The organism is Chitinophaga sp., from assembly GCF_039596155.1.
Taxonomy (GTDB): domain Bacteria; phylum Bacteroidota; class Bacteroidia; order Chitinophagales; family Chitinophagaceae; genus Chitinophaga.
The window spans coordinates 181,078-205,486 of sequence record NZ_JBCNKF010000003.1; the positions used below are offsets into that span (position 1 = coordinate 181,078).

Genomic DNA, 24,409 nt, shown 5'->3' on the forward strand with positions numbered 1-24,409 from the left:
GATAATTGTATAAGACGGAAATTATGAATGTACCATCTCAATCATCTATTGAAGCACTGTCTGCCGATGAAAAAAGGGCATTGTTGAAGACATTACTGGAACAGCGGGAGGCAGCGGCTTCACAGGATTGGCCACTTACCATGGGGCAGTCAGCACTTTGGTATCTCTATCAGATCAATAAGGCTGCTACTGCCTATAATACCGGTTTTGCCCTACATATCACTACTCCGCTGGATGTTGCTGCTTTGCAAACTGCGTTGGAAAAGATCTATCAGCGTCATCCCATATTGGGTGCAACCTTCTTTTTGTCTGGGAGTGAACCGGTGTGCAGGCCCAGGGTGATCTTACCAGCTTTTGAAATAAAGGAACTGTACGGTTTTTCAGCTGCTGAAGTACATGAAATAGTAACAGCGGCCTATCGTCAGCCTTTTGACCTGGAGGGCGGTGTGGTGAGTCGCTGTTGTCTGTTTACCCTGGCTCCGGATACCGCTATCTTTCTATTTTCCATCCACCATATTATTTACGATGATGGTGCTACCAGTGTTATTCTCAGCGAGTTGTTGCAGGCGTACCTGCAAGCTACCGGGAAGGCTGGGTTACCGGTAGGGATGACAACGCCCACACCGTTTGGTCTGTATGCCCTGCAGGAGCGGCAGTTGCTTACCAGCCCGAAGGGAGAAACGTTACGACATTTTTGGGCATCCCAGGTTGAAGCTATGCCGGAGATCCCTTCGCTGGTTGGATATGCAATACAAACAACAGGAACATCCATTTCACAGGAGCTGGGATGTAATGTTCCCGCTTCCCTATATCCGCTGTTGAAAGAAAGTGCCCGCAGACAGGGCGTAACTGTTTTTTCCTGGTTACTGGCAGTACTACAGATTACAGTATCGCGATATACCCGGGCAGGTCGTACTACGATCGGCATACCCGTATCCGGCAGGGAGAATAAAGCATATGCAGGTACAGTTGGATATTTTGTGAACTTATTGCCTGTCTGTATGGAGACCGATAATACGGCTTCTTTTGCGGCACATCTGAAGCGCTCTGTGCAGACTTTTTCGCAGGCTTACCTGCATAAGGATTATCCTTTTGCTGCAATCGCAGCACTACCTGAAGCAAAAGAGAAGGGAGACATTGATAGCCTGGTGCCAGTCGTATTCAATTATCTTTCACATAGTGCAGCATTGCCTGAACGCTTACAACAGCAGCAGTCAGGAGGCCTGGCATTTTCCCAATATCATGTGCCCTCGCAGGAAGATGCTTTTGATATTACGTTTGAAATGCGGGATGATGGTACACAACTGCTGGGATGCTGTAAGTACAGGGCGCATAAATATGATCAGAATGTTATACAGTCGCTCTGTGACCTCTTCCAATACTATCTGGAGCAGTCGGTGCTACTACCGGAATTAAGACTGGACCAACTTAAGCACATCTTACCTGCAGAAATGCAAAAATTGCAGACGTGGAATGAAACCACTGGCACCTATGCCGGCAGCTGGTCGCTGATCAGTGTATTCCAGGCTAATGTTGCTGCCTGTAAGGAGCGGGTGGTTTTATATGCTGGGGGGCATACTTATACTTATGAAGAACTGGATAAACGGTCGTCTCAACTGGCGGCGCATTTGCAGACATGTGGTGTGCGCCGGGGCATGCGTATAGGTTTATTACTGAAGCGGGATGCAGGGATGATCATCAGTATACTGGGAGTATTGAAGGCGGGAGCTGCCTATGTGCCGGTAGATGCTGCATTTCCTGTTGACAGGATCCGGTATATGTTGCAAACTGCAGATTGCCGTTGGCTGATCCATGATGTGGAATTGCCTGATAATGTGGTGGCGCAACATATCGATTGTATAGACGTACGCCGGCAGTCGGCGGTCTGGTCATTGGATGGTGTGCTTGCGCCTGTGAGCAATGACGCTGATGATCTGGCTTATATCATGTATACATCCGGTTCTACCGGACGCCCCAAGGGCGTGCTCGTGAAACACAGGAGCATTGTGAACCTGGTGAAGAGTAACCGTTATGTGGATATTACTGCGGAAGACCGGTGTCTGTTAACCTCCAATTATGTATTTGACGGCAGTACTTTTGAAATATTCGGCGCATTGTTAAATGGCGCCGCATTGTTTGTCCCCACAGAAGATGAGTTATTTAAGGTGGACGCCTTCAAGGAATTTATCCGGACAAACCACGTCAACATTGCTTTTTGGACGACAGCATTTTTCAATAAACTGGTTGATCATGATCCGGGTTTTGTAGCCGGTTTTGATTATCTGTTTTTCGGTGGGGAAACGGTCTCACTTGCACATGTACAAAAGGCCTTCCCTTATTGTAAGCGGCCGGGATCGATGGTACATGTGTATGGTCCTACAGAGTGCACAACCTTCTCCACCTTTTATCCGGTAGATCGTTGTGGGAAAGATATGTCGCAATTACCTATCGGCCGGCCGCTGACCAACGTGCAGCTGTACGTGCTGGATGATTGCCTGCTGCCTGTACCCATTGGTGTTTGCGGAGAGCTTTACATTGGTGGCCTGGGGGTGAGTGTTGGATATTTATCTGCCGAAACCCTCACAACTACACCATTTATTGCTGCACCCTGGAACGGGCAGCAAATGCTTTATGCTACCGGTGATATCGCATGCTGGCGGCCGGATGGTAACATCCATTTTGTGGGTAGAAAGGATCAGCAGATTAAGTTCCGGGGATATCGTGTTGAACCCGGGGAGATTGTTGCCGCCTTAAATGATCATCCCAAAGTACAGCATAGTACTGTCCAGTTGTTTACAGACGAGGCAGGAGTGAGCAGTTTACGTGCTTTTGTGCTAACGGCTGATGCCTCCTTATCAGGTATGGAACTACATGATTTTCTTTCTTTATCATTACCCCATTATATGATACCTGCCAGCTACTACTGTTTGCAGGAATTGCCCCTAAACACGAATGGGAAGATAGATCTGGCTGCATTGTCTGCCCTGGCAAAGGCGCAGGATGCACTGTCGCATACGGATGCACAACCGCATACGCCCATGCAGGAACTGGTGGCGGAAGCATGGGAGCGTTTATTATCTGCTCCTTCCGGTATACACGATAATTTCTTCGCCAGGGGGGGGCATTCTTTAATGGCAGGGCGGCTTTGTGCGCAATTGACCGCCAGCACAGGCGTGGATATTCTGTTGCCCGATTTTATTCGTAACCCAACGATCTACGCCATCAGCCAATATATCGAAAACCGAAAGCAAATGTCTGCAGAGCAGCAGCCTGTTGCAAGAACCATTGCGCCAATGCGGGCAGACCGTGAGCAATTCAGACGGAGCTTAACTAAGAAACATTGAACCCATTTCAGTTATACTCATGGAAAATATTATAACAGCACAAGATGTTTTTGCATTTCCGGTATCTGGAGCGCAGCGGAGACTATGGATATTATCGCAATTTCAGGGCGCCAGTGCCGCCTACAATATCCTGGGAACACTACATATAAAAGGGATATTCCAGATGGATATATTCAGGAAGAGTATTCACTTTCTTGCTGCCAGGCATGAAAGCCTGCGCACTGCCTTTGAGAAGGAAGAAGAGATACTCCAGATCGTGCATCCCGATGTAGTGCCTGTCATTACCTTTACTACCTTACCTGTCGGCGATAGCCAGGCTTTGCAGGCCCTGATGAAGGAGGAAATACAGCGTCCTTTCAACCTGGAGGTGCCTCCGCTGTTCCGTATCACTTGTGCGGCAGTGGCACCTAACGACCACTATGTGCTATTCTGTATGCATCATCTTATCGCGGATGGGTGGTCGTTGCAGATATTTATCCGTGAATTATCTGTGGTGTATCAAACCTTTGTTAACGGGCAGAAGCCGGTGTTGGCGGAGCTTCCCCTACAGTATGCTGATTATGTACTGTGGCAGCAGCAGATTGCTGATACTACCCTGTTACAACAACTGGCATATTGGGAAAGCCAGTTACAAACGGCGCCCGCTTTGCTGGAGTTACCGGTAGATCATATTCGCCCGGTTGTACAGACATTTTCAGGAGATGCTGTAAGGATATCGCTTACAGCCCCACTGGCTGGAAAGTTGATGGCATTATGTGGCGAACTGCATACAACACCCTATCTGGTACTCCTGTCAGCATTTAATGTATTGCTTTATCACTATACCGGCCAGGCAGACATCGTAGTGGGCAGCCCTATGGCAAACAGGTCGCGGCAGGAGTTCGAAGGAATCATCGGTCTTTTTGTGAACACCTTACCATTGCGGTCAAAATTGTTGCCGGAGATGGATTTCCGATCATTGGTTGCTGCGTCGGGACGAACGGTGCAGGAAGCTATGGCGCACCAGGATGTGGCGTTGGAGAAGATCCTGGAAGTGTTGCCACAGAGCAGGGTAGCCGGGCATCATCCCTTATTCCAGGTGATGTTCAGTCTGCATAGTTTTGGTAACGAGTCCATTCAATGGGAGGGGCTTCAAACGGAGATGTACGATACAGAGGGATTCTTTTCCAAATTCGACATTACCTTATCTGTTAAAGCAGATCAGGGCAATTTCCATCTCGTGTGGGAATATAATACAGACATTTTCCGTCGCGAGACCATACAGCGGATGTCGCAGTATTTCAATTATGTGCTGGAACAGGTAAGTGCAACTCCCGTAATATTGTTACGGGATATTCAGCTTGTGGACGCACCTGCCCGGCAGCAACTGCTGTTCGGATGGAATGATACGGCTAAGGCATTGCCGGAAGGCCGCTTTGACAAGTTATTTGCATCGCAGGTATTATTACATCCTGAAGCGATCGCTGTCAGAGATGCCTTGCGTGCCTGGACCTACACACAATTGGAGCAGGATGCGAACCGGCTGGCGCACCTCTTACTGAGCAATGGCATTTCGCGTGGAACCACTGTTGCCATTTGTATGGAGCGTAGTGGCAATATGTTAGTGGCCTTGCTGGCGGTGATGAAAGCCGGTGGGGTATATGTACCTATCGATCCTGTTTATCCTGCAGAAAGGAGAGCCTATTTATTAGAAGATGCCGGTATCCGCTATGTCATCACCCAGCAACGGCTGGAAGACCTTTTTGCCGGTAAAGATCATATACAGCTGATTAGTCCTGACAACGAGTCTGCCCGTTTGGCGGAGCAGCCACTTACTGCGCCTGTGCAGGCAGGAGATGCTACAGATCCGGTATATATGATCTATACTTCCGGGTCTACCGGGCGGCCCAAGGGCGTACGTATCGCGCATACTGCGCTCGTAAATTTCCTGTATAGTATAATTGCCTGTCCGGGCATCAATCAATCAGACCGATTGCTGGCGGTCACTTCTCTTTCATTTGATATTGCCGGTCTTGAGCTATACGCTCCTTTGCTGGCCGGCGCTACGGTGGTGATTGCAGGAAGGGAGGTAGTGAACAATGCCGCTTCGCTGATAGACTGTCTGACGTTGCAGGAGATTACAATCATGCAGGCCACACCTGCTACCTGGCGTATTCTGCAGGATGCAGGATGGGAAGGTAGCAGGCAGCTGAAAGCACTGTGTGGGGGCGAAGCCTTCCCCCGTTCACTGGCCGGGTGGTTATCTGGCAAAGCTGCAGAGGTCTGGAATATGTATGGACCTACTGAAACAACCATCTGGTCAACGATATATCGTGTGCTGCCCGGCGATTCAACGACCGTGCCGCTGGGAATGCCTATTGCGAATACTACCTGTTACATCTTTAACGAGGCGTTACAGCCCGTACCCATTGGCGTGAACGGGGAACTGTATATAGGCGGCAAAGGATTGGCCATTGATTATTACAATCGGCCGGAGCTGACGGCTGAGCGATTTATTGTTCATCCTTTTCTACCCGGTGAGCGGTTGTACAAAACCGGCGATAAGGCACGATATCAACCTGACGGCAACATCGTTTTCGCCGGAAGGACAGATTTCCAGATCAAGGTGAACGGACACCGTATCGAGCCGGGAGAAATAGAGTACCATCTTTCCCAGGTGGCAGGTGTGAAAGAAGCAGTTGTTGTAGCCGTGAAAGATCAGATAGGATTATACCGTTTACGGGCTTATGTGATCCTTAACAGTCCTGGTATTGAGACTGCTGCTATCAAAGAGTCGTTGCTGCGCCTCGTGCCCGCTTATATGGTGCCTACACAATGGTCGGTGGTGACTGCCTTTCCACTAACGCCGAATGGGAAAACCGATCGGATGGCCTTGCAGGAACGTGAGTTGGAAACTGCAACAGAGCAACTATACGAGCCGCCTGCAACGCAGGAGGAAACAATACTACAGGACATCTGGCAGGAGGTTTTGGGATTGTCGCATATTGGTGTAAACGATAATTTCTTTGAACTGGGTGGCGCTTCTTTACAATGTATCAATGTGTGTACGAAAGCCACAGCTTATGCAATGTTGATCAAGCCTGAACAATTATTTGAGTTCCCGACGATCCGTGAGCTGGCCCGGAAGGTATCGGTCATGCAAGGGGTCCATGCTGTAGCGATGCCTGCAGACAATCTTGTGCTTTCAGTAAATGATCTGTCGGATGGTGTGGCCGCCGAAGTGCAGGAGATGAAGCAGGCAGCTGTTCATATTGAAAGTTTTGCCTGTTTCCTGCCTGAGAAGGTGGTGAGTACTGCAGAGATATTGGATGGTTGTGTAAATACAATCCGTTTTCCAATGCAGCGGCTCACCGGCATTCATTCCCGCAGGGAGACTGTGGAGGATGAATGTGCATTTGGTATGGCTGTAAAGGCGATGGAACATTGTTTCAATATGTCGAGGTATGTACCGGAAGAGATAGATGTGCTGATCTCCTGCAATGTATTTCGTATGGATCATCCACGCGAGTTGGTAGTAGAACCTGGTATGGCGATACGGCTGGCCCGGCGCATGGGGTGCGGACAGGCACTGACGATGGATATATCAAATGCCTGCGCCGGTGTTTTTACAGCCATATTGATGGCAGAGACGCTGATCCGGAATAATACAGCAAAGCGGGTAATGCTGGTAAGCGGTGAGTACCTGACACATCTTACAAGTACTGCCCAGCAGGAGATCATAGATTATATGGATTTGAGTATTTCTGCGCTTACGGTGGGTGATTCAGGGCTTGCCATGATATTGGAGGCGGCTCCTGCCGGTAGTACCGGTTTCGCAGCCATTGATATGTTTACAATGGGTGGGTATAGTGATCTGTGTGTGGTCAAACGTACGGAGCAGGAAGATGGCGGTTTGTTACTGAAGACAAATGCCATTCGTATGGCAGAGGCAGGGCATCTGGAAGCATCCAGGCATGCATGGAATACTTTACAACGTAACGGCTGGGGAGCCGATACAATAGATTTCCTGATCATGCACCAGGCGTCAAGTACTACTACTACAAATACGATGCGGCAGGTGAACCGTTTGCTGAACAACGATTTCGCCAATAAAGAAAATACGATAGACAATATCCGGCACAGGGGAAATACAGCAACAACCACTCACTGGATGGCTATACAAGACAGTATCCTGGACGGTAAAATTCAGAATGATGACAGGGCTGTACTGTTTATCAGCGGGTCAGGATTGAACATTGGTACGGCATTATATGGTTTTGATACCTTGCCTGAACGGGTAAGGGATTATTGGCACACCGGTAAAAAGGTGATCAAGCGTGCAGCGGTATCCGCTGTTCCCGTATTCCGCACCGAAGGTAGTGGCGTGCAAATCGTCAGCAGAGCGCTTTCCCGACCCGGTATCGGACCTGCATCAGCAATCAATATGGCTACCGCGGCAGCGGACCAGTGTTTGCAGCAACAGACGGATTTCAATAAAAGTGATATAGGCCTGCTTATTTATGGAGGAATATACCGGGATGAACATTTGTATGAACCTGCTATTTCTACAATAATTGCAGGAGCACTGTCTGTCAATGCAATGAATAACGAGGTGAAAGACGGTAGCCGGACACTTTGTTTCGATATTTTTAATAGTGACCTGGCATGGCTGCAAGCCTGTTTTATGGCAACTGAGTTTTTGAAGACAGGGAAAACCAGTTATGCCTTGTTAACCACTGGAGAAATGGAGAATAATGCCGAGGTGAAAGGAGCTCCTTTATTAAACGTGCAGGAAGGAGGTGCCGCTGTCTTATTACAATCTGTAGCAGGCAGCAGGAAAGGGTTCGGTGCTTTTATGTTCCATAATGACCCGGTGTTAGCAAACGATGTTTATACCTGGGTAAAGTTGAAAGGAAAGCATAGCCAGGTATTCAGGAAAGAGCAGGCAGACAGGCAGGAACTTTTGCTGCAACCCTTACAGAACCTGGTGATGGCACTACTGAAGCAGGAGGGTATCGCCATCAGCGATCTGTATGCCATTGTTCCACCATTTCCCGGTGCCGCATTTATTGCATCCCTTCGGCAAATGCTCCAGGTACCTGCACATGTTATTATACCGGGAGGCGACGATAGCCTGTTGATGGCTTCTTTGTCTATCCCCTTATTACTGGACGGTCTGTTGGAACGCCATCTCCCGGAAGGCGCTGTCATACTACTACTTAGTGCAGGTGCCGGCCATCAGTTGGGTGGCTGCCTTTATCATTGTTAAGTTCATCACCTTGAAAAAAAATGCCCCATGTCAAACGCAGAAAGATTTGTCAACCAACAGGATAGCGATGATACAGTAGTTGTCTTATCGTCTTCCTTTGAACTACCTACAGCACCTGTTACAGGATTGACTGCGCCGTTCCGCGTAGTCACTGCCACTGCTTTGTTTGACGGTCATGATGTAGCTGTCAACCTGATCCGGCGCTTGTTGCAGGCTGCCGGAGCGGAGGTGATACATCTTGGCCACAGCCGGAGTGTACAGGAAATAGTGCGTTGCGCCATCCAGGAGGATGCACAGGCTATTGCAATCACTTCTTACCAGGGCGGGCACCTTGAATTCTTCAAGTATATGTATGATCTGCTGCAGGAGCAGCAGGCCGGTCATATCCGGATATTCGGTGGAGGGGGTGGCACTATTCTGCCTGCTGAAATGGAATTGTTACATGAGTATGGCATTGCCCGCCTGTATTCTCCCGAGGATGGCAGAACAATGGGGTTGGAAGGTATGATTCAGGATATGCTGGGCCGGTGCCAACACCGGAGCTGTCCGTCAACAAAGGAAATAGAGACTATGGTGGGGCAGCGAAACGACCGGGTACTCGGCAGTGTATTAACACTGGCCGTTGATATGCAGTCGACACATGATACTTTACAGGCATCCCTGAAAGGAACCATCCAGACTGCTCCTGTAATAGGAATTACCGGAACAGGAGGTGCCGGTAAATCTTCACTGATCGATGAGTTGTTACGTCGTTTCCTGCAGCAATACCCCGATAAAGAAGTGGCCGTAATATGTGTTGATCCATCCCGCAAAAAGACAGGCGGTGGATTGTTGGGAGATCGTATACGTATCAATACGGCTGCCAGTGAGCGGGTCTTTATCCGGTCGCTGGCCACCCGCGGAGCACAGCAGGCGTTCAGTGAAAGTCTGCCGCTGACGTTAGCCCTATGTAAGGCAGCGGGGTTCGATCTCATTATAGTCGAGACGCCCGGTATGGGACAGGCAGATATGGGAATTACTGCTTATGTTGATGTGAGCCTTTATGTGATGACGACAGACTTCGGGGCCTCTTCCCAACTGGAAAAGATCAATATGCTTGATTATGCAGATGCTATTGCTATTAATAAAGCAGATAAAGGAAATATAACGGATACATTGATGCAGGTACGCAGGCAGTATCGGTATAATCATCAATTGACAAACGTAGAAGATGAGCAGTTGCCGGTAGTGAGTACCAATGCCGCGGTGTTCAATGATGAAGGTGTAACGCATTTGTACCGGCTGTTGCTGGAGTTGGTTCACCGGAAAACGGGTTTTTTTGTGGATCACCATGATGGGTTGCAGACGCAGCGGGCCATGAAGCAGCAGATCATTCCACCGGCTCGTAGCGCTTATCTGGATGAGATCGTACATATTTTGCGCGATTACAACGATATGGTGAATACACAGGTAGGCGTGGCAGAACAGTTATTTCAGTTGCAGGGAGCCGCAGCACTTATCCAACAGGAAGGTGAAGAAAAAAGTATTGTACTGAAACAACTGGAAGCCACCATTTCGCGTATTTCATCGCAGCTGGACCCATCTGTCAGGGAGATACTGGATAGCTGGCATTCGCTTGTAAAGTTGTATCAACAGGAAGAAGCACAGTTTGAGGTCAGTGGTAAGACGATGTCCTACCAGATGTATGTCACCACTTTAAGTCATTTGCATTTACCCAAGGTAGTACTTCCAGCTTATACCAATTGGGGCGACATCGTGCGCTGGAGTCTGCAGGAAAACCGGCCAGGTTATTTCCCTTTTACCGCTGGTGTATTTCCCATGAAGAGGGAGGGAGAGGAGCCTACACGGCTCACGGCTGGAGAAGGAGGTGCTGTTAGATCCAACCGGCGCTTCCATTACCTCACGCAGGGAATGGAAAGCAAAAGACTGTCTACTGCACATGATGCAGTTACCTTGTATGGTTGTGATCCGGATCACCGGCCGGATATTTTCGGAAAGATCGGCAGTACGGGGGTGAGTGTATCGACGATTGATGATACCAAAATTCTCTATTCAGGTTTTAACCTGGCAAATTATCACACTACTTCTGTTAACCTGACGATCAATGGTCCATCGCCGATGATCCTGGCATTCTTTCTGAATGCGGCAATAGACCAGCAATGTGAGCTTTATATTCGTAGCAGGGGTATGACTGCAGAAGTGTCGGCAATGATTGCAAATATGTACAAGGCATCGGGACATCCGCGGCCGGCATACGATGCTGCTTTGCCGGCAGGTAATGATGGGTTGGGGTTACTTTTACTAGGTGTAAGTGGTCAGGATGTGTTGCCGCCAGAGATCTATGCGCAGATAAAACAGGACACTTTAAAGTCGGTACGGGGAACGGTGCAATGTGATATTCTGAAGGAAGACCAGGCGCAGAACACCTGCATCTTTTCCACACAGTACTCCCTGAAATTAATGGCAGATATACAGGCGTACTTCATTGAACAAAAAGTAAAACATTTTTATTCTGTTTCTGTTTCCGGCTATCATATCGCGGAAGCCGGCGCGAATCCTGTAACACAGATCGCGTTTACATTGGCAAATGCATTCAGCTACATCGAGTACTATCTTTCACGGGGGATGAAAATTGATGATTTTGCGCCTAACTTCTCCTTTTTCTTTTCCAATGGGATTGATCCGGAGTACGCAGTATTAGGAAGGGTGGCCCGCCGTATCTGGGCCAAGGTGCTGAAGTGTAAGTATAATGCCGGTGAGCGTTCGCAAAAACTGAAATATCATATTCAGACCTCGGGGCGTTCTTTACAGTCACAGGATGTGGATTTTAACGATATCAGAACCACTTTGCAGGCCCTCTATGCTATCAATGATAACTGTAATTCCCTGCATACGAATGCCAACGACGAGGCCATCTCATTACCTACAGAAACGACTGTCCGTAAAGCACTGGCCATTCAAAAGATCATCGATAAAGAATTTGGGCTAAGTAAAAATCAGAACCCTCTTCAGGGTTCATTTATCATAGAAAAGCTGACGAACCAGGTAGAGGAGGCGGTCATCCAGGAAATGGAACATATCGCCAGGCGTGGTGGTGTCTTATCTGCTATGGAAACAATGTACCAGCGTAGTCGTATACAGGAGCAGTCCATGCATTATGAAATGCTGAAACATAATGGTGCATTACCGATTGTTGGAGTGAACACTTTTGTGAATGCCGCAGGGCAGATCGCCTACCCGCAGGAAGATGTGGTGCGTATCACCGGTGAAGAGAAAGAGCAGGTGGTGCAGCAAAATAAGGCATTTATAGCCACGCATGCAGACCGTGCACCCGCTGCACTGGCAAAGCTGGCAAAGACCATACAGGAGAATGGCAACATTTTCGAGTGCCTGATGGACGTTAGTAATGTTTGTACACTCGGTCAGCTTTCTGAGGTAATGTATCGTTGTGGCGGAGAGTACCGGCGCAACATGTAATGTTTTTAACTGAATTAAAATAATATATGAACCCTAAAATTAAAGCAGCCATTGTGGGTGTCGAAGGCTATACACCTGATTTTATACTGTCAAATAGCGACCTGGAGAAGATGGTAGATACATCCAATGAATGGATCGTTACCCGGACAGGCATACAGGAAAGGCGGATACTAAAAGAACCTGGTGTTGGCTGCTCCTATATGGGTATACATGCTGCTGCGCGATTACTGGAAAAGACATGTATTGATCCGCAGAGTATTGACATGGTACTTGTGGCGACGGTAACGCCAGACTATGTGCATTATCCCGGTACATCCAATATTATCAGCAAGGCGATCGGTGCTGTCAACGCGTTTGCGATGGATCTGCAGGCGGGTTGTTCCAGCTTTTTATTCTCAATGCAAACCGCTGCCATGTATATCGAGAGCGGCCAGTATAAACGGGTGCTGTTAGTTGGGGTAGATAAAATGTCTAGCCTGGTGGATTATACCGATCGTGAAACCTGTATACTATTTGGCGATGGCGCCGGAGTTGTTTTACTGGAAGCGAATGCAGAAGGCAATGGCATACAGGATGCTTATATGCGTTCTGATGGTGAAGGCGTAGATTATCTGCATGTGCCTGCGGGCGGCAGTATGTTACCCGCTTCCGTCGAAACAGTGACCGGCAAAAAGCATTTTATGTTTCAGAATGGAGTACCTGTATACAAGTTTGCAGTGAACAAAATGGTAGAAGCGGGTGCTATTATCCTGGAACGTAACGGGCTGACGGTAGCTGATATTGACTGGGTAGTATCGCACCAGGCCAATAAACGCATTATACAGGCTACTGCAGAGCGGTTACAGATACCAGAAGAAAAACTCATGTTCACCATTCATAAATATGGAAATACCTCCAATGCGTCTATGCCATTGTCTCTTTTTGAATATGAATCGCAGCTCAAAAAAGGGGATAAGATACTTTTCGTTTCTTTTGGCGGGGGCTTTGCCTGGGGCGGACTGTATATGAAGTGGGCGTATTAATATTTATTGTAACAAATTCTGGCAGCATGCAGCATCAACTATTGGCGGGTAAAAACGGTATTATTTTCGGCGTACTGAATGAACAATCTATAGCGTGGGCGGTAGCGCAGCAGGCAAAAGCGGCGGGCGCACAGTTGATATTGACCAATACGGCCGCTGCCACCAAAATGGGCACAGTACGCCAGCTGGCCGATTCTATTGGTGCAGGTTTTTGTATTGCCGATGCAACGAACACGGACGATCTGGAAGCACTGTACGATTATTGTGTGGCGCAATTGGGCGGCAAAGTAGATTTTATATTGCATGCTATTGCCATGAGTCCTAATATGCGGAAGAAGAGAGCCTATGATGATCTAAACTATCCTGACCTGATCCGCACGATTGATATATCGGCACTTTCTTTTCATCGTATCATGCAGGTAGCTGTTAAAAAAGATGTGCTCAACCGTTATGCATCCTTACTGGCAATTACTTTTATGGCGTCTGTGCGCACCTTTCCGGATTATGGCGATATGGCGCAGGCCAAAAGTGTACTGGAGTCGATCGCACGCAGTTTCGGTTACCGGTTGGGCAAAACACATGCTGCCCGGGTGAACACAATATGCCAGGGGCCCACGCCTTCCACGGCAGCAAAGGGGGTACCTGGTTTTGATCAGCTGAGCCATTTTTCTGATATAATGTCTCCTCTTGGAAACCCTTCAGTAGAGGAATGTGCCGCTTATATTATCACACTTTTTTCCGATTACACCCGTAAAGTCACCATGCAATGCCTTTATCATGATGGTGGATTCTCTGCCATGGGGATGAGTGACGAGGTGACAGGGTTATTGGCCGCGCGGGAGTAGGGACAAAGTCTCAGGAAACTACCCAATATGAGAAAGGCTTCACTACCTGTGAAGCCTTTCTCATGATATATCTAATTTCCTTAGTAAGCCAGACTATCCTTACCTACTGTCGCCAGATTCTTCACAGGAGGCGCAAACTTTGTCAGATCAATACCTTCCACAGCAGTCTTGTACTCTTCTATATTCGGAATCCTTCCTAATATAGAAGACAACACTACTACCGGCGTTGACGCCAGCAATGACTCGCCTTTTTTACGATCAGAATCTTCCACCACTCTACCCTGGAACAAACGTGTAGATGTCGCCATCACCGTATCTCCCTTCGCCGCTTTCTCCTGGTTACCCATACACAGGTTACAACCCGGACGCTCCAGGTACATCATATTTTCATATTCTGTACGCGCTGTTGCCTTCGGAGCCGCATCGTTGAACTCAAAACCAGAATACTTCTGCAGGATCTCCCAGTCACCTTCTGCCTTCAGTTCATCGATGATATTGTAGGTAGGCGCTGCCACTACCAGTGGTGCATTGAACTCAACTTTACCCTGTTGTTTTTCCAGGTTACGGAGCATCTGGGACACGATCTTTAAATCGCCCTTGTGCACCATACATGAACCCACGAAACCAAGATCCACTTTCTTGCTGTCACCGTAGTAAGACAGGCCGCGGATGGTATCGTGTGTATATCTCTTGGATACATCTTCGTTGTTTACATCCGGATCCGCAATCATCGGTTCTGCGATTGCATCCAGGTCTACAACTACTTCCGCATAGTATTTAGCATTTGCATCAGGAGCCAAAGCAGGTTTCTCTCCGGATTTAATCTCAGCGATCCTCTTATCAGCCTTGTTGATCAGACCTTGCAATACCTGCTTGCTGTTATCCATACCTTTTTCTATCATGATCTGGATCCTGCCCTTCGCAATTTCCAGTGATTTGATCAGGGTATCATCTTCTGAAATACAGATGGAAGCTTTCGCTTTCATTTCTGCAGTCCAGTCGGTAAAGGTGAATGCCTGGTCTGCTGGCAGGGTACCGATATGTACTTCAATCACTCTACCCTGGAACACATTCTCACCGGCAAATTTCTGCAGCATCTGTGCCTGTGTAGCATGTACTACATCACGGAAGTCCATATAGCTCTTCATTTCACCTTTGAAGGTTACTTTCACTGATTCCGGAATCGGCATAGATGCCTCACCGGTAGCCAGTGCCAGCGCCACGGTACCTGAGTCAGCACCAAACGCTACACCTTTGGACATTCTTGTGTGAGAGTCACCACCAATGATGATCGCCCACTCATCTACCGTAATATCGTTCAGTACCTTGTGAATTACATCCGTCATGGAATGATATTCGCCTTTCGGGTCACGCGCTGTGATCAAGCCAAATTCATTCATGAACTTCATGAGCTTTGGAATGTTTGTCTGCGCTTTCTTATCCCATACTGATGCGGTGTGACAACCAGACTGGTAAGCACCATCTACAATCGGAGAAATCGTAGTGGCCGCCATCGATTCCAGTTCCTGCGCAGTCATCAGACCAGTGGTATCCTGAGAACCTACAATGTTCACTTCTACGCGAACATCTGAACCAGCATGTAATACTTTGCCTGGAGTGATACCAACTGCATTTTTGTTAAAGATCTTTTCTACCGCAGTCAGACCCTGACCTTCGTGAGAGATTTCTTTAGGCTGTGCAAATACAGGAGTTGGTTCAATACCAAGGATCTTAGCAGCCACCGTCTGGATCTTCTTACCGAATACGATCGCATAAGATCCACCGGCTTTAATGAACTCCATTTTCTGAGGCGTCAGCGCCTTGGAAATGTCAATCAGTTCTTTATCGCCATTATATAGTTTCTTCTTCTTCGTGTTGATCGTGAGTACAGTACCGGTAGCAACAGAATACACTTCCTCGAGGATGTGTTCACCCGCTTCGTTGCGAACCAGTTTACCATTTGCATCTACTTTCTTCACCCAGTTCTTCAGGTCAATACCGATACCACCGGTTACGTCTACAGTTGTGAGGAAGATAGGTGAGATACCGTTTGTACCACCTACGATTGGCGCAATATTCACAAATGGAACATATGGACTTGCCTGTCTGCCTGTCCACAATGCCACATTATTTACACCGGACATTCTGGATGAACCCACACCCATGGTACCTTTATCAGCAATCAGCATCACGCTCTTGTCAGGATGTTGTGCCTGTAGCGCTTTGATCTCCGCCTGTGCCTGAGGTGTGATCATACATAAACCATGCAGCTCACGGTCAGACCTGGAGTGTGCCTGGTTACCCGGAGAGAGTAAGTCAGTAGATATATCACCTTCACCAGCGATGAAAGTAACGATCTTGATTTCTTCCGGAACGTCAGCCAGTTTGGTGAAAAATTCAGCCTTAGCATAACTTTCCAGAATATCCCTGGCAATTGGATTTTCGTTTTTAAATGCTTCTTTCAGACGGTCTGTGTCAGCGTCATACAGGAACACCTGCGTTTTCAATACATCTGCTGCAGCTTTCGCGATGGCAGCATCCTCGCCCAGCGCCAGATCCAGCAACACTTCAATTGAAGGTCCTCCCTTCATGTGAGACAACAACTCAAATGCAAAAGCAGGCGTAATTTCTTCAACTTTGGAGGTACCCAGGGCGATTTCCTTTAAAAACTGAGCTTTCACACCAGCAGCGGGAGTGGTTCCCGGCAACACGTTATAAATGAAGAAATTGAGAGAATCTTTTCTGTTTACATTTCCGAGATCTTTAATTTGTGCGATGATTTCACTCAGCAATTCGGCTCCATCTATCGGCTTCGGATGTAGTCCCAGACCTTTTCTTTCTTCTATCTCCTTGAGATATTCATTATAACGGCTCATAACAATTTTCTTTTTAAATGCGAGGCACAAAGGTAACTAATGTCCATAATATTACACAGTGATCTGAAGAAGATCACACTTTAATGGAGGACAAACAGACGTTATTCCATTGATATTTACCCTTTTACACTTCCCGCCTCCGCCCGGAATACTTTAAAAAAATAATACATATTACTCCCAGGGCAATCATCACTCCGACCCCCGCCACCGTAAATACCTCCAGGTAAGGGCGTATCGCCATCATCACCACAGCAAAGCTATTCTCCGGATGATCTGTCATGAGATAGCCCTTCACCAGGCCAGCTACAATCAGCGCCACCCAGAATACTGCCAGACTCACCGTATTCACACTAATTGCCACCCGCAACCATCTGCGGGTCCGCTCCGGCAAACTATCCACATCCAGTATATATCCAAATGCAGCCAGCAATAGCATGGTATTAATGCCGATAGTTGTCCCCATAGCATGTGCAACTGTAATATGCGTACCATGGGTGTACCTGTTGATAGCCGGAATACTCATCAGCAATGCCAATAGCAAATTAGCGGCTACCCACAACTCGGCCGTTCTTATAAACCGGTATACCACCAGATGCCGGAACTTCCTCCCCGTTGATAAAGAATTACTGAAGTCCCTGATGATCAGGATAATAATCACCCACTCCGTCATACTCACCCCATAAGCTACCCCACGCATCCAGTTGCTGTTAGGCACATTATACACATGGTGCCCCCAGTTGAACATCAGGTTAAATAATCCCAGGAAGTACAGGAACCATGTCTTTTTCTTTTGGGCCAGTCCTGCATCACCGCTGATCGCAACCAACAGGTATACTGATAATCCATTGATCATCTGGTTCCAGGCACCTACCATCGCACCATTCGCTTTCCATTGCACAGTGACTTCTCTCAGAAATGACACCCGGAACCATGATATATGCCAGAGTTGCTGCTCCAGGAAAGTGAGGAGGAAAAAGAAGACGCCTGTTGACCACATCCAGTAGTAAACGGGCGCTCCCGCAGGCAGCCGTTTCAGGAACACAGCCATAAAGCATAACCACGCTGCCAATAGCGGCAGGTTCAGGTAGGCAGGAAACTCCCAGTACTCCCGCCCCCCGTAATGATGAAAGCAGTAATTCGCAAAGATCACGACAATGGTCACCATCCACAACACCATAAACGCCTTGCTATGCCTTCCACTGAAGTAACTTACACAGCAGGCTGCACCTGTTATGATCCAGAACAAAGCCGCTGAGGCATGTACAGGACGCAGTTCGTGGAAAGGTAAAATTGTATTAAAGCATGCAGGTAATAAGAATGCGAATGACGCCAGCACGCCGGCAATAACGGTGAGCAGCAGCAGCGCCAGCGCAAACCGGAGAAATAATCGTTGTAAGTCTATCATAAACAGCTAAAAAATATAAGTTCCTGTCCAGTGTACTGATTCCTTTGCTACACGGCTTTTGCCGCTTTTGTCTACCCATCGTAGAAACGATATCAAACAGGTCATTTCTTCCTCCGTAAGATGCAGGTTGGGCATTTTGTCTGTGCCATTCTTCATGAATGCCTTCAGGTAAGCATCACTTCCCTTACCAGCGTCGGATGCAATATTCGTGAGGTCAGGTCCCATGTATCCGCCAAGGCCATATAACTGGTGACAGGTGTGGCAATTCTTGTTTTGCCATACCTGCCACCCGGCAAGGGCACTGGCAGACGGCTGAACAGGTGATTTTTCAGCACCGCTACAGATATAAACGTAGCATGAATAAATAAAAAATAAGATTGTCAGTGTCACCCAAAGTGTAAACTTCATGTATCGGGATTTGGCCCAAAAGTACACCCGGCTCCGTCCACCAATTATGATCTCAATCATCCACAAACAAAAAGACCGTCTTTATTGAGACGGTCTTTTTTCTTTATAGTTGTTGCCTTGTTCCGGCCTTATAATATAATTCAGCCAGTTTTTGCTGATACCCCGATATAATACTTTCCCGCTTGATCTTCATATCTATCAGCTTACTCTCCCTGCTATTGATCAGGAATAGCGTACTCTCCCCCAGGTCAAACTTCTGCAATTCACCGGTAAGTAATGCCTGCTGGTTATTAATACTTTGGATCTGCACCGCCAGCTGCGATTGATAGGCTGTCAGACTATTAAAGGATGCGGTAATGTTATTGTTGATCTCACGGCCGGACTGCATCAGATCGTAAGTCACCTGCTGCTGTTTGAACTTTACCTGTTTCAGCTTCCCCCGCTCTGCACGTAGAAATAACGGAAAGGCAAAGTCAACCCCGATCTTGTAATTGCTCCAGTTGAAGTCGTAATAATCCGGTATATATGAACCAAAATCAGTACGCCTGCTCAGCAACGAACCATTGATATTGATCTTCGGCTTCAGTTTCTCCTGTGCAAACCTCCGTTCTATATCCAGTTGTTCTCCCTTTGCACGCAGCTTCACCATTTCAGGATGCATATCCGCAACACCCAGCAAAGAATCGAGGAGTATGCGGTCCGGCAATTGTAGTTGCTGAGAGGTTTCCTGTGGAATCGCATCTTTAGGCAGTTCAAGCGGTGTCCCTTTCTCATTCCATAAATGGTTCGAAAGCACCAGCATCGCATTCTTCACTTCTATCTCACTTTTCGCCAGCTGGATCTGCCTGTCCTGCACAGTGATGCTGGCCTCAATCGTATCCAGCCCTGGTTTATCCCCCAGCAATGCCTGGTTGGTCAAGGCCTTGAAACGCTTCAGGGCAAGGTCTACCCCTTCTTTGATAAGGGTGTATTCCCTGTATGCATAATACCAGTTCCAGTAATCTTTTACCGCACCAAACCATACGCTGTTGATCTGTTTCACCTTGTCCGCTTCCGCATAGTTCAACATCGCTTTCGCCTGCCAGAGGGTACTGCGTCTTGCATCAATAAGCAGTCCAGCACCTATCGGAATGTTCAGACCTACGGCCATCAAACCCGCATCGGTCGTCCTGGTTTCAGGATTGGTATACACACCTGTATAGCGGTCATATCCTACTTTCAAATCTGCACCGGCTATGTACAAAGGCACTTTCAGCTCATTATGCCAGTTATTATAGTAGGTCGTCTCACCAAATAATTTACGCCCGAATGCAGACTTCAATGTAGGGTCAAACTCTCCTTTTGATTGCATCACGTTGGCCTTCGCCGCATCGCTTAATAACGCCGCCTGTTTTACGATAGGATGATTCATGAAGACCAGGTCCTCCAGATCCCCCAGCGAAAAGACCCTGGCTGTATCAGCAGCTTGTGCAAAAGCACAGGGCCCCGGAAACAGGAGCAGGCCGGCGATTAAAAAATAGCTTAATTTCTTCATCATCATTTCTTACTATTTGAATCCTTGGTAGAAGGCTCCTTCTCCAGACTTGGCGGGAAACCATTCAGTTGGCGCCAGATCTCGTACCACAGCGGTACAGACCTGAGAATAATACGACCATATACTCCAGAACCCTGTCTGAGTTGTACCGGCCATGCTTCATCATTAACAGGAACGGGAATAGTCGGCTTGATCAGCAAACGGTATTTTCCACCATTACTACTGATCCTGTCAATCGCCCATACCTTACCTGCAAAGGTGCCCACAGCTACAGAAGGCCATCCGGAAAACTGTACAGAAGGCCATCCTTCAAACTGAAGTCTTACATCGCTTGTATCGAGGATCAGCGGTACATCCATAGCATTCACATACAATTCAGCAGCTACCTGCGGGTGCAGTGGCTGCAGTGTTGCAATAGATTCCCCTTCTTTGATATTCTCACCAATACCGGCTTTCAGCGTTTTTACCACGTATCCGTCCTGTGGCGCACGTACTACATACAACCCGCGGCGTATGGTAATATTCGAAATGTCATTCCGCAGTTTGGCAATTTCTCCCTTTACACTAGCCCTGCTTGACAACGCAGAACTCATGTCTGACTGTGCTTTAGCCAGTGACTCCTGGTACTTTGCCCTGATATTATCCAGGTCAATCAGTGCATTTAATAATGCCTGTTTAGAGTTATTCAGCTTGTTTTGCTGCCCAATCACCTTTGCATTGTCTTCCTGCAGTTTCAAACGGCGGGTTTCAATATCAGTGAGCGAAAAGAGGCCATTCTTGTAACCCGCTTCATAACGTTCCAGCCGTGCTTTCGATGTTTCATAATAGTTCTGTACAGCCACCAGGTCAGCACTGTCACTCCTTACATAGTTTTCGGACTGCCGTACTTTGTTTTCTGCTGCGGACAACTGGTACTGCAATCCTTTGTTCATTGCCTGTATCTGTGCATTTGTCGCTTCCATCTTCTGGATAGCAGCGGTTTCACTATTCTTCTTAGCTTCCAGTTGTTCTTCCAGTCGTACAGGTAATTCCGGGTCAAAGTACGATTGGCTGGTTTCTGAAATCACCAGGATCGTATCCCCCTTTTTTACTTCCTGACCTTCACGTACCGCCCAGTGTTCTATACGGCCACCAATCTGGTTTTGCACGGTCTGCGGACGGTCTTCAGGTGTCAGTGCTGTTACAGTACCTCTGCCTGGGATTGTCTGCCGCCAGGGCAATAGCAGGATGAAAAAGAATATAATGAGGCATACGCTCATGATCCTGCCCAGTGTGCGGGATCCTTTTACCTTGATGAGTTCATCCTGCGACCGGTGAGAGAAAGATTCTATGTGCTTATGATGTGCTTTGTCGTGTGTTGAATGTCCCATTTTATTTGCCCTCCTCTATTTCAAGATCAGTAACTACCGCCAGCTTTTCAGCGCCGGTCACCATATCAAATACTGTGTTCAGACTCGTCATGAGTTTTTCAATTGCATAACTGATCTGTACTACGATCACTTCTGCAGCCACAAACTGGCCGAAGGTCATTTGTCTTTCCACCACGAAGAATGAACCCATCAGCAGCAGGCCACCCATCAGGATGGTACGCAGGGCGACAGAACTGATAAAGAATTTTTTCAGTACACTAAAGTGATCGTTACGTGCCATGAGATATTTAGCGGTGATCTCATCGGTAGTTTTACACACCTTATCCATCATCTCCGGCTTGCCACGGTATTTCTCAAGATCAGCAGAAACGTCTTCCAGGTGCGCCACCAGCTCATATTTATAACCCGATTCGTCAATACTGGTATTCACACCATGCCTGAAATAAAGTACCAACACCAACGCAATCGCGAAGATGGCAAAGAGCCCTACCGCCATAAATACGGGATGGTAAAAGGATAGGAGAATCGCACTGAAAAATATCTGGACAGACGCCGCTACGATATCCACCAGCAGTTTGGTCAGGCCTTTCTGAATAGTCAGGATATCAAAAAAGCGATTCACCAGTTCCGGTGGATGTTCACCTGTTAATTCTTCTTGTTTAATGCGCGGCAGGCGATATGCAAATTCCATAGCCGCTTTGGCGAAGATCTTCTGCTCCAGGAATTCAACCAGTGTGAGTTGCCCGATCAGTAAAGCCCCACCAATGACAATACCTGTCAGTACTACCCCTATCAAAATATAGGTAGAACTATACATAGACCCGTTTGACAACAGGTTATAGACCGCTGTAGTCCCCAACGGCAGCGTGAGACCAATAATGCCTATTAATATGGCATAGACAAAAATGTAATTAATGGAGGTCCTTTCATGATATAGTAACCTCACCAACCTTTGCCAGGGCGACGGAGCATCCGCATGCTTCTTCTTCTTCATAAACACAGTTTATTCTAGTAATGAATTGATGTTGATGTAGTATTACTATATACACTGGTGTGTTATGACGATAACGAAGCTGGATCAGATTCTATCAGGAAAACAGGAGAGGAGGAGGGGTAAGCACATCCCTCAGCGGTTCTTTAAAAATACTAAAGCTATAGGTACCCCAATGTACAGATAGGGGGAGTGCTCTTGTTACAATATAAAAGCTCAGTCCGTCCTCATAATAAGAGAAAAGCTTTTTGCTGCCTTTTTTGACACAGGTATCCCCAAAGTCCCCGAAAGGTGCGTTTTCACTGGCATTCTCGATATTATAGGACTTGTAATATTTGTACAAATTAAAAATGAAATCACCTGCGCCAACAGTAAACACTGTTATCAGCAGTAACCCTATTATCCCCTTTATCGATTTGCTTTTCAAATTATTCACAATTTCTACTGTTACAAATATAGTGATTCAAAGGGGCTTTTACAAGTCCACTGCCACATACTAACACAAAAATAACGCGGGGCATCTGCTGTAAACCATTTATTATCAGTCGAAACAAGATAAATGAAAACCAGGAACGAATTATAAAATAAAATAATGAGATGAAAGCGGGAAACCACTAATTTCGCGGCATAATCCTATACCACCACCCTATGCAATTTTTCACGCTATTCCTGTGCCTACTCGTCTGTTCATGTGCAAGTGCACAGCAAACACTGGTTCGCTATTACAATAAACACTGGGGTGTCACCAATGAAAAAAAGGAAATCGTGGTCGCTCCCGAATACGATTCCGTCAAATTGAACCTATACCCTTATATCGCGCTGGCTAAAGGCGATAAATGGGGACTCACCAACACAAAAGGAAAGCAGGTACTCCCCTGTAAATACAACTCCCTTACCGTTATTCACCCCGATATTGCTGTCACGAACGACCAGGCTATCTGCCTGCGCTCCGGGAAAGCCAGTCCTGCTTTCAGCCAGATAAACGGTGCCAGCTACTGCAAGGAACCGCTCATCGTGGTCAGGAATGCGCAGCAAAAAGCGGGCGTATATCATGTTCGGGATGGTAAAATGCTGCTCGGTTACAAATACGATGATGCCGAATTCCTGAAAGATACCACCCAGCCACTACTGAAAATTTATACAGAAGATGCCGGGTATGGACTTGTAAACGGCCTGACAGGTAAGCTCATCCTCCCCGCCCGTTTTACTAAACTGGACCTGTGCTGGGATTATAATACACCGGTGATCAAAGTGATCACAAAGGATAGAAAAGATGAATGCTATGATACCAAAGGAAATACAATGGCGGTGAAACATCCTGACCAGCTGGCAGCTGTACCGGGTGTAATAACCGATATCGATGCGGGTATAATACAAACAAAAGCCAGGCTGCTGAAATTTGAAAAAACAGGAGAACAGTGCTGGAATGTGTGGCCCGAAGGAATGAATAACAAGAAAGTGGCTGTCACCGGCTACTCAGATTTATGCAGCATGTACAGCGACTATTACCTGATGGCAAAGAACGGGGATAGATGTGGCATCATCAATTATGACGGAAAAGTACTTGTACCGGTCACCTACGATCAGATCAATTTTGCATCAACGAACGATCCTGGCGCGATGAGTACCCTGTATTACCAGACCGTACAAAAACAGTTATCCGGGCTTATAAGCAGGTATAGCCTGAAGGAAATTAAGAAACCCATGTTCGCTGATATAAAAGTGGTCAGGGAGAATATTGGTATGGGATTGCCGAATGGAGATAAGGTGAATATTTATAACAGCCATATGCTCTCTTTGGAAATGGCACAGGTAGTAATGCCTGATGGCAAAAAGGGATTCATGAATTTATCTACCGGCAAAGTATACATCCCTGGTGTAGAATAATC

Annotated in this window: 12 protein-coding genes; 6 read left to right on the top strand and 6 right to left on the bottom strand. The window is 47.2% G+C overall.

The annotated features are described in order from the left end of the window. The first annotated feature begins 23 nt into the window (after nucleotides 1–23). Genes ABDW33_RS04390 through ABDW33_RS04410 form a run of 5 tightly spaced genes read left to right on the top strand, consistent with a single transcriptional unit; the run spans nucleotide 24 to nucleotide 13,936 of the window. Nucleotides 24–3,344 carry an amino acid adenylation domain-containing protein gene (locus ABDW33_RS04390; protein WP_343688846.1) on the top strand — a complete coding sequence of 1,107 codons (3,321 nt, stop codon included), beginning with the start codon at nucleotides 24–26 and terminating at the stop codon, nucleotides 3,342–3,344. Between the two features lie 19 nt (nucleotides 3,345–3,363). Continuing rightward, complete coding sequence (locus tag ABDW33_RS04395; protein WP_343688847.1) at nucleotides 3,364–8,592, top strand: amino acid adenylation domain-containing protein; 5,229 nt, start codon at nucleotides 3,364–3,366, stop codon at nucleotides 8,590–8,592. Between the two features lie 27 nt (nucleotides 8,593–8,619). Beyond that, nucleotides 8,620–12,069 carry a methylmalonyl-CoA mutase family protein gene (locus ABDW33_RS04400; protein WP_343688848.1) on the top strand — a complete coding sequence of 1,150 codons (3,450 nt, stop codon included), beginning with the start codon at nucleotides 8,620–8,622 and terminating at the stop codon, nucleotides 12,067–12,069. Nucleotides 12,070–12,095: 26 nt separating this feature from the next. After that, nucleotides 12,096–13,091: a beta-ketoacyl-ACP synthase III gene (locus ABDW33_RS04405; protein WP_343688849.1), complete on the top strand. Its 996-nt coding sequence runs from the start codon at nucleotides 12,096–12,098 to the stop codon at nucleotides 13,089–13,091. 26 nt (nucleotides 13,092–13,117) lie between these two features. After that, complete coding sequence (locus tag ABDW33_RS04410) at nucleotides 13,118–13,936, top strand: SDR family oxidoreductase (RefSeq protein ID WP_343688850.1); 819 nt, start codon at nucleotides 13,118–13,120, stop codon at nucleotides 13,934–13,936. 80 nt (nucleotides 13,937–14,016) lie between these two features. Here the strand turns inward: ABDW33_RS04410 and ABDW33_RS04415 are convergent, their stop codons facing one another. From ABDW33_RS04415 to ABDW33_RS04440, 6 genes are all read right to left on the bottom strand, one after another. Continuing rightward, nucleotides 14,017–16,812 (bottom strand): bifunctional aconitate hydratase 2/2-methylisocitrate dehydratase, encoded by a 2,796-nt coding sequence (locus tag ABDW33_RS04415; protein ID WP_343688851.1) that lies wholly within the window; start codon nucleotides 16,810–16,812, stop codon nucleotides 14,017–14,019. Nucleotides 16,813–16,936: 124 nt separating this feature from the next. Next, nucleotides 16,937–18,217, bottom strand: a complete 1,281-nt coding sequence (locus ABDW33_RS04420; RefSeq protein ID WP_343688852.1) for a cbb3-type cytochrome c oxidase subunit I — start codon at nucleotides 18,215–18,217, stop codon at nucleotides 16,937–16,939. 6 nt (nucleotides 18,218–18,223) lie between these two features. After that, a complete protein-coding gene (locus ABDW33_RS04425; protein ID WP_343688853.1) occupies nucleotides 18,224–18,625 on the bottom strand; it encodes a cytochrome c in 402 nt (133 codons plus the stop codon). A 103-nt stretch (nucleotides 18,626–18,728) separates the two neighbouring features. Then, nucleotides 18,729–20,165, bottom strand: coding sequence for a TolC family protein (locus ABDW33_RS04430; RefSeq protein ID WP_343688854.1), 1,437 nt, complete (start codon nucleotides 20,163–20,165; stop codon nucleotides 18,729–18,731). Continuing rightward, nucleotides 20,162–21,529, bottom strand: a complete 1,368-nt coding sequence (locus tag ABDW33_RS04435) for a biotin/lipoyl-binding protein (protein WP_343688855.1) — start codon at nucleotides 21,527–21,529, stop codon at nucleotides 20,162–20,164. The genes ABDW33_RS04430 and ABDW33_RS04435 overlap by 4 nt, the downstream gene beginning before the upstream one ends. Nucleotide 21,530: 1 nt before the next feature. Next, nucleotides 21,531–22,523 carry an ABC transporter transmembrane domain-containing protein gene (locus ABDW33_RS04440; protein ID WP_343688856.1) on the bottom strand — a complete coding sequence of 331 codons (993 nt, stop codon included), beginning with the start codon at nucleotides 22,521–22,523 and terminating at the stop codon, nucleotides 21,531–21,533. A 645-nt stretch (nucleotides 22,524–23,168) separates the two neighbouring features. Between ABDW33_RS04440 and ABDW33_RS04445 the strand changes: the two genes are divergently transcribed. Then, on the top strand, nucleotides 23,169–24,407 hold the full coding sequence (locus ABDW33_RS04445; protein ID WP_343688857.1) for a WG repeat-containing protein: 1,239 nt from the start codon (nucleotides 23,169–23,171) through the stop codon (nucleotides 24,405–24,407). Nucleotides 24,408–24,409: the final 2 nt, after the last annotated feature.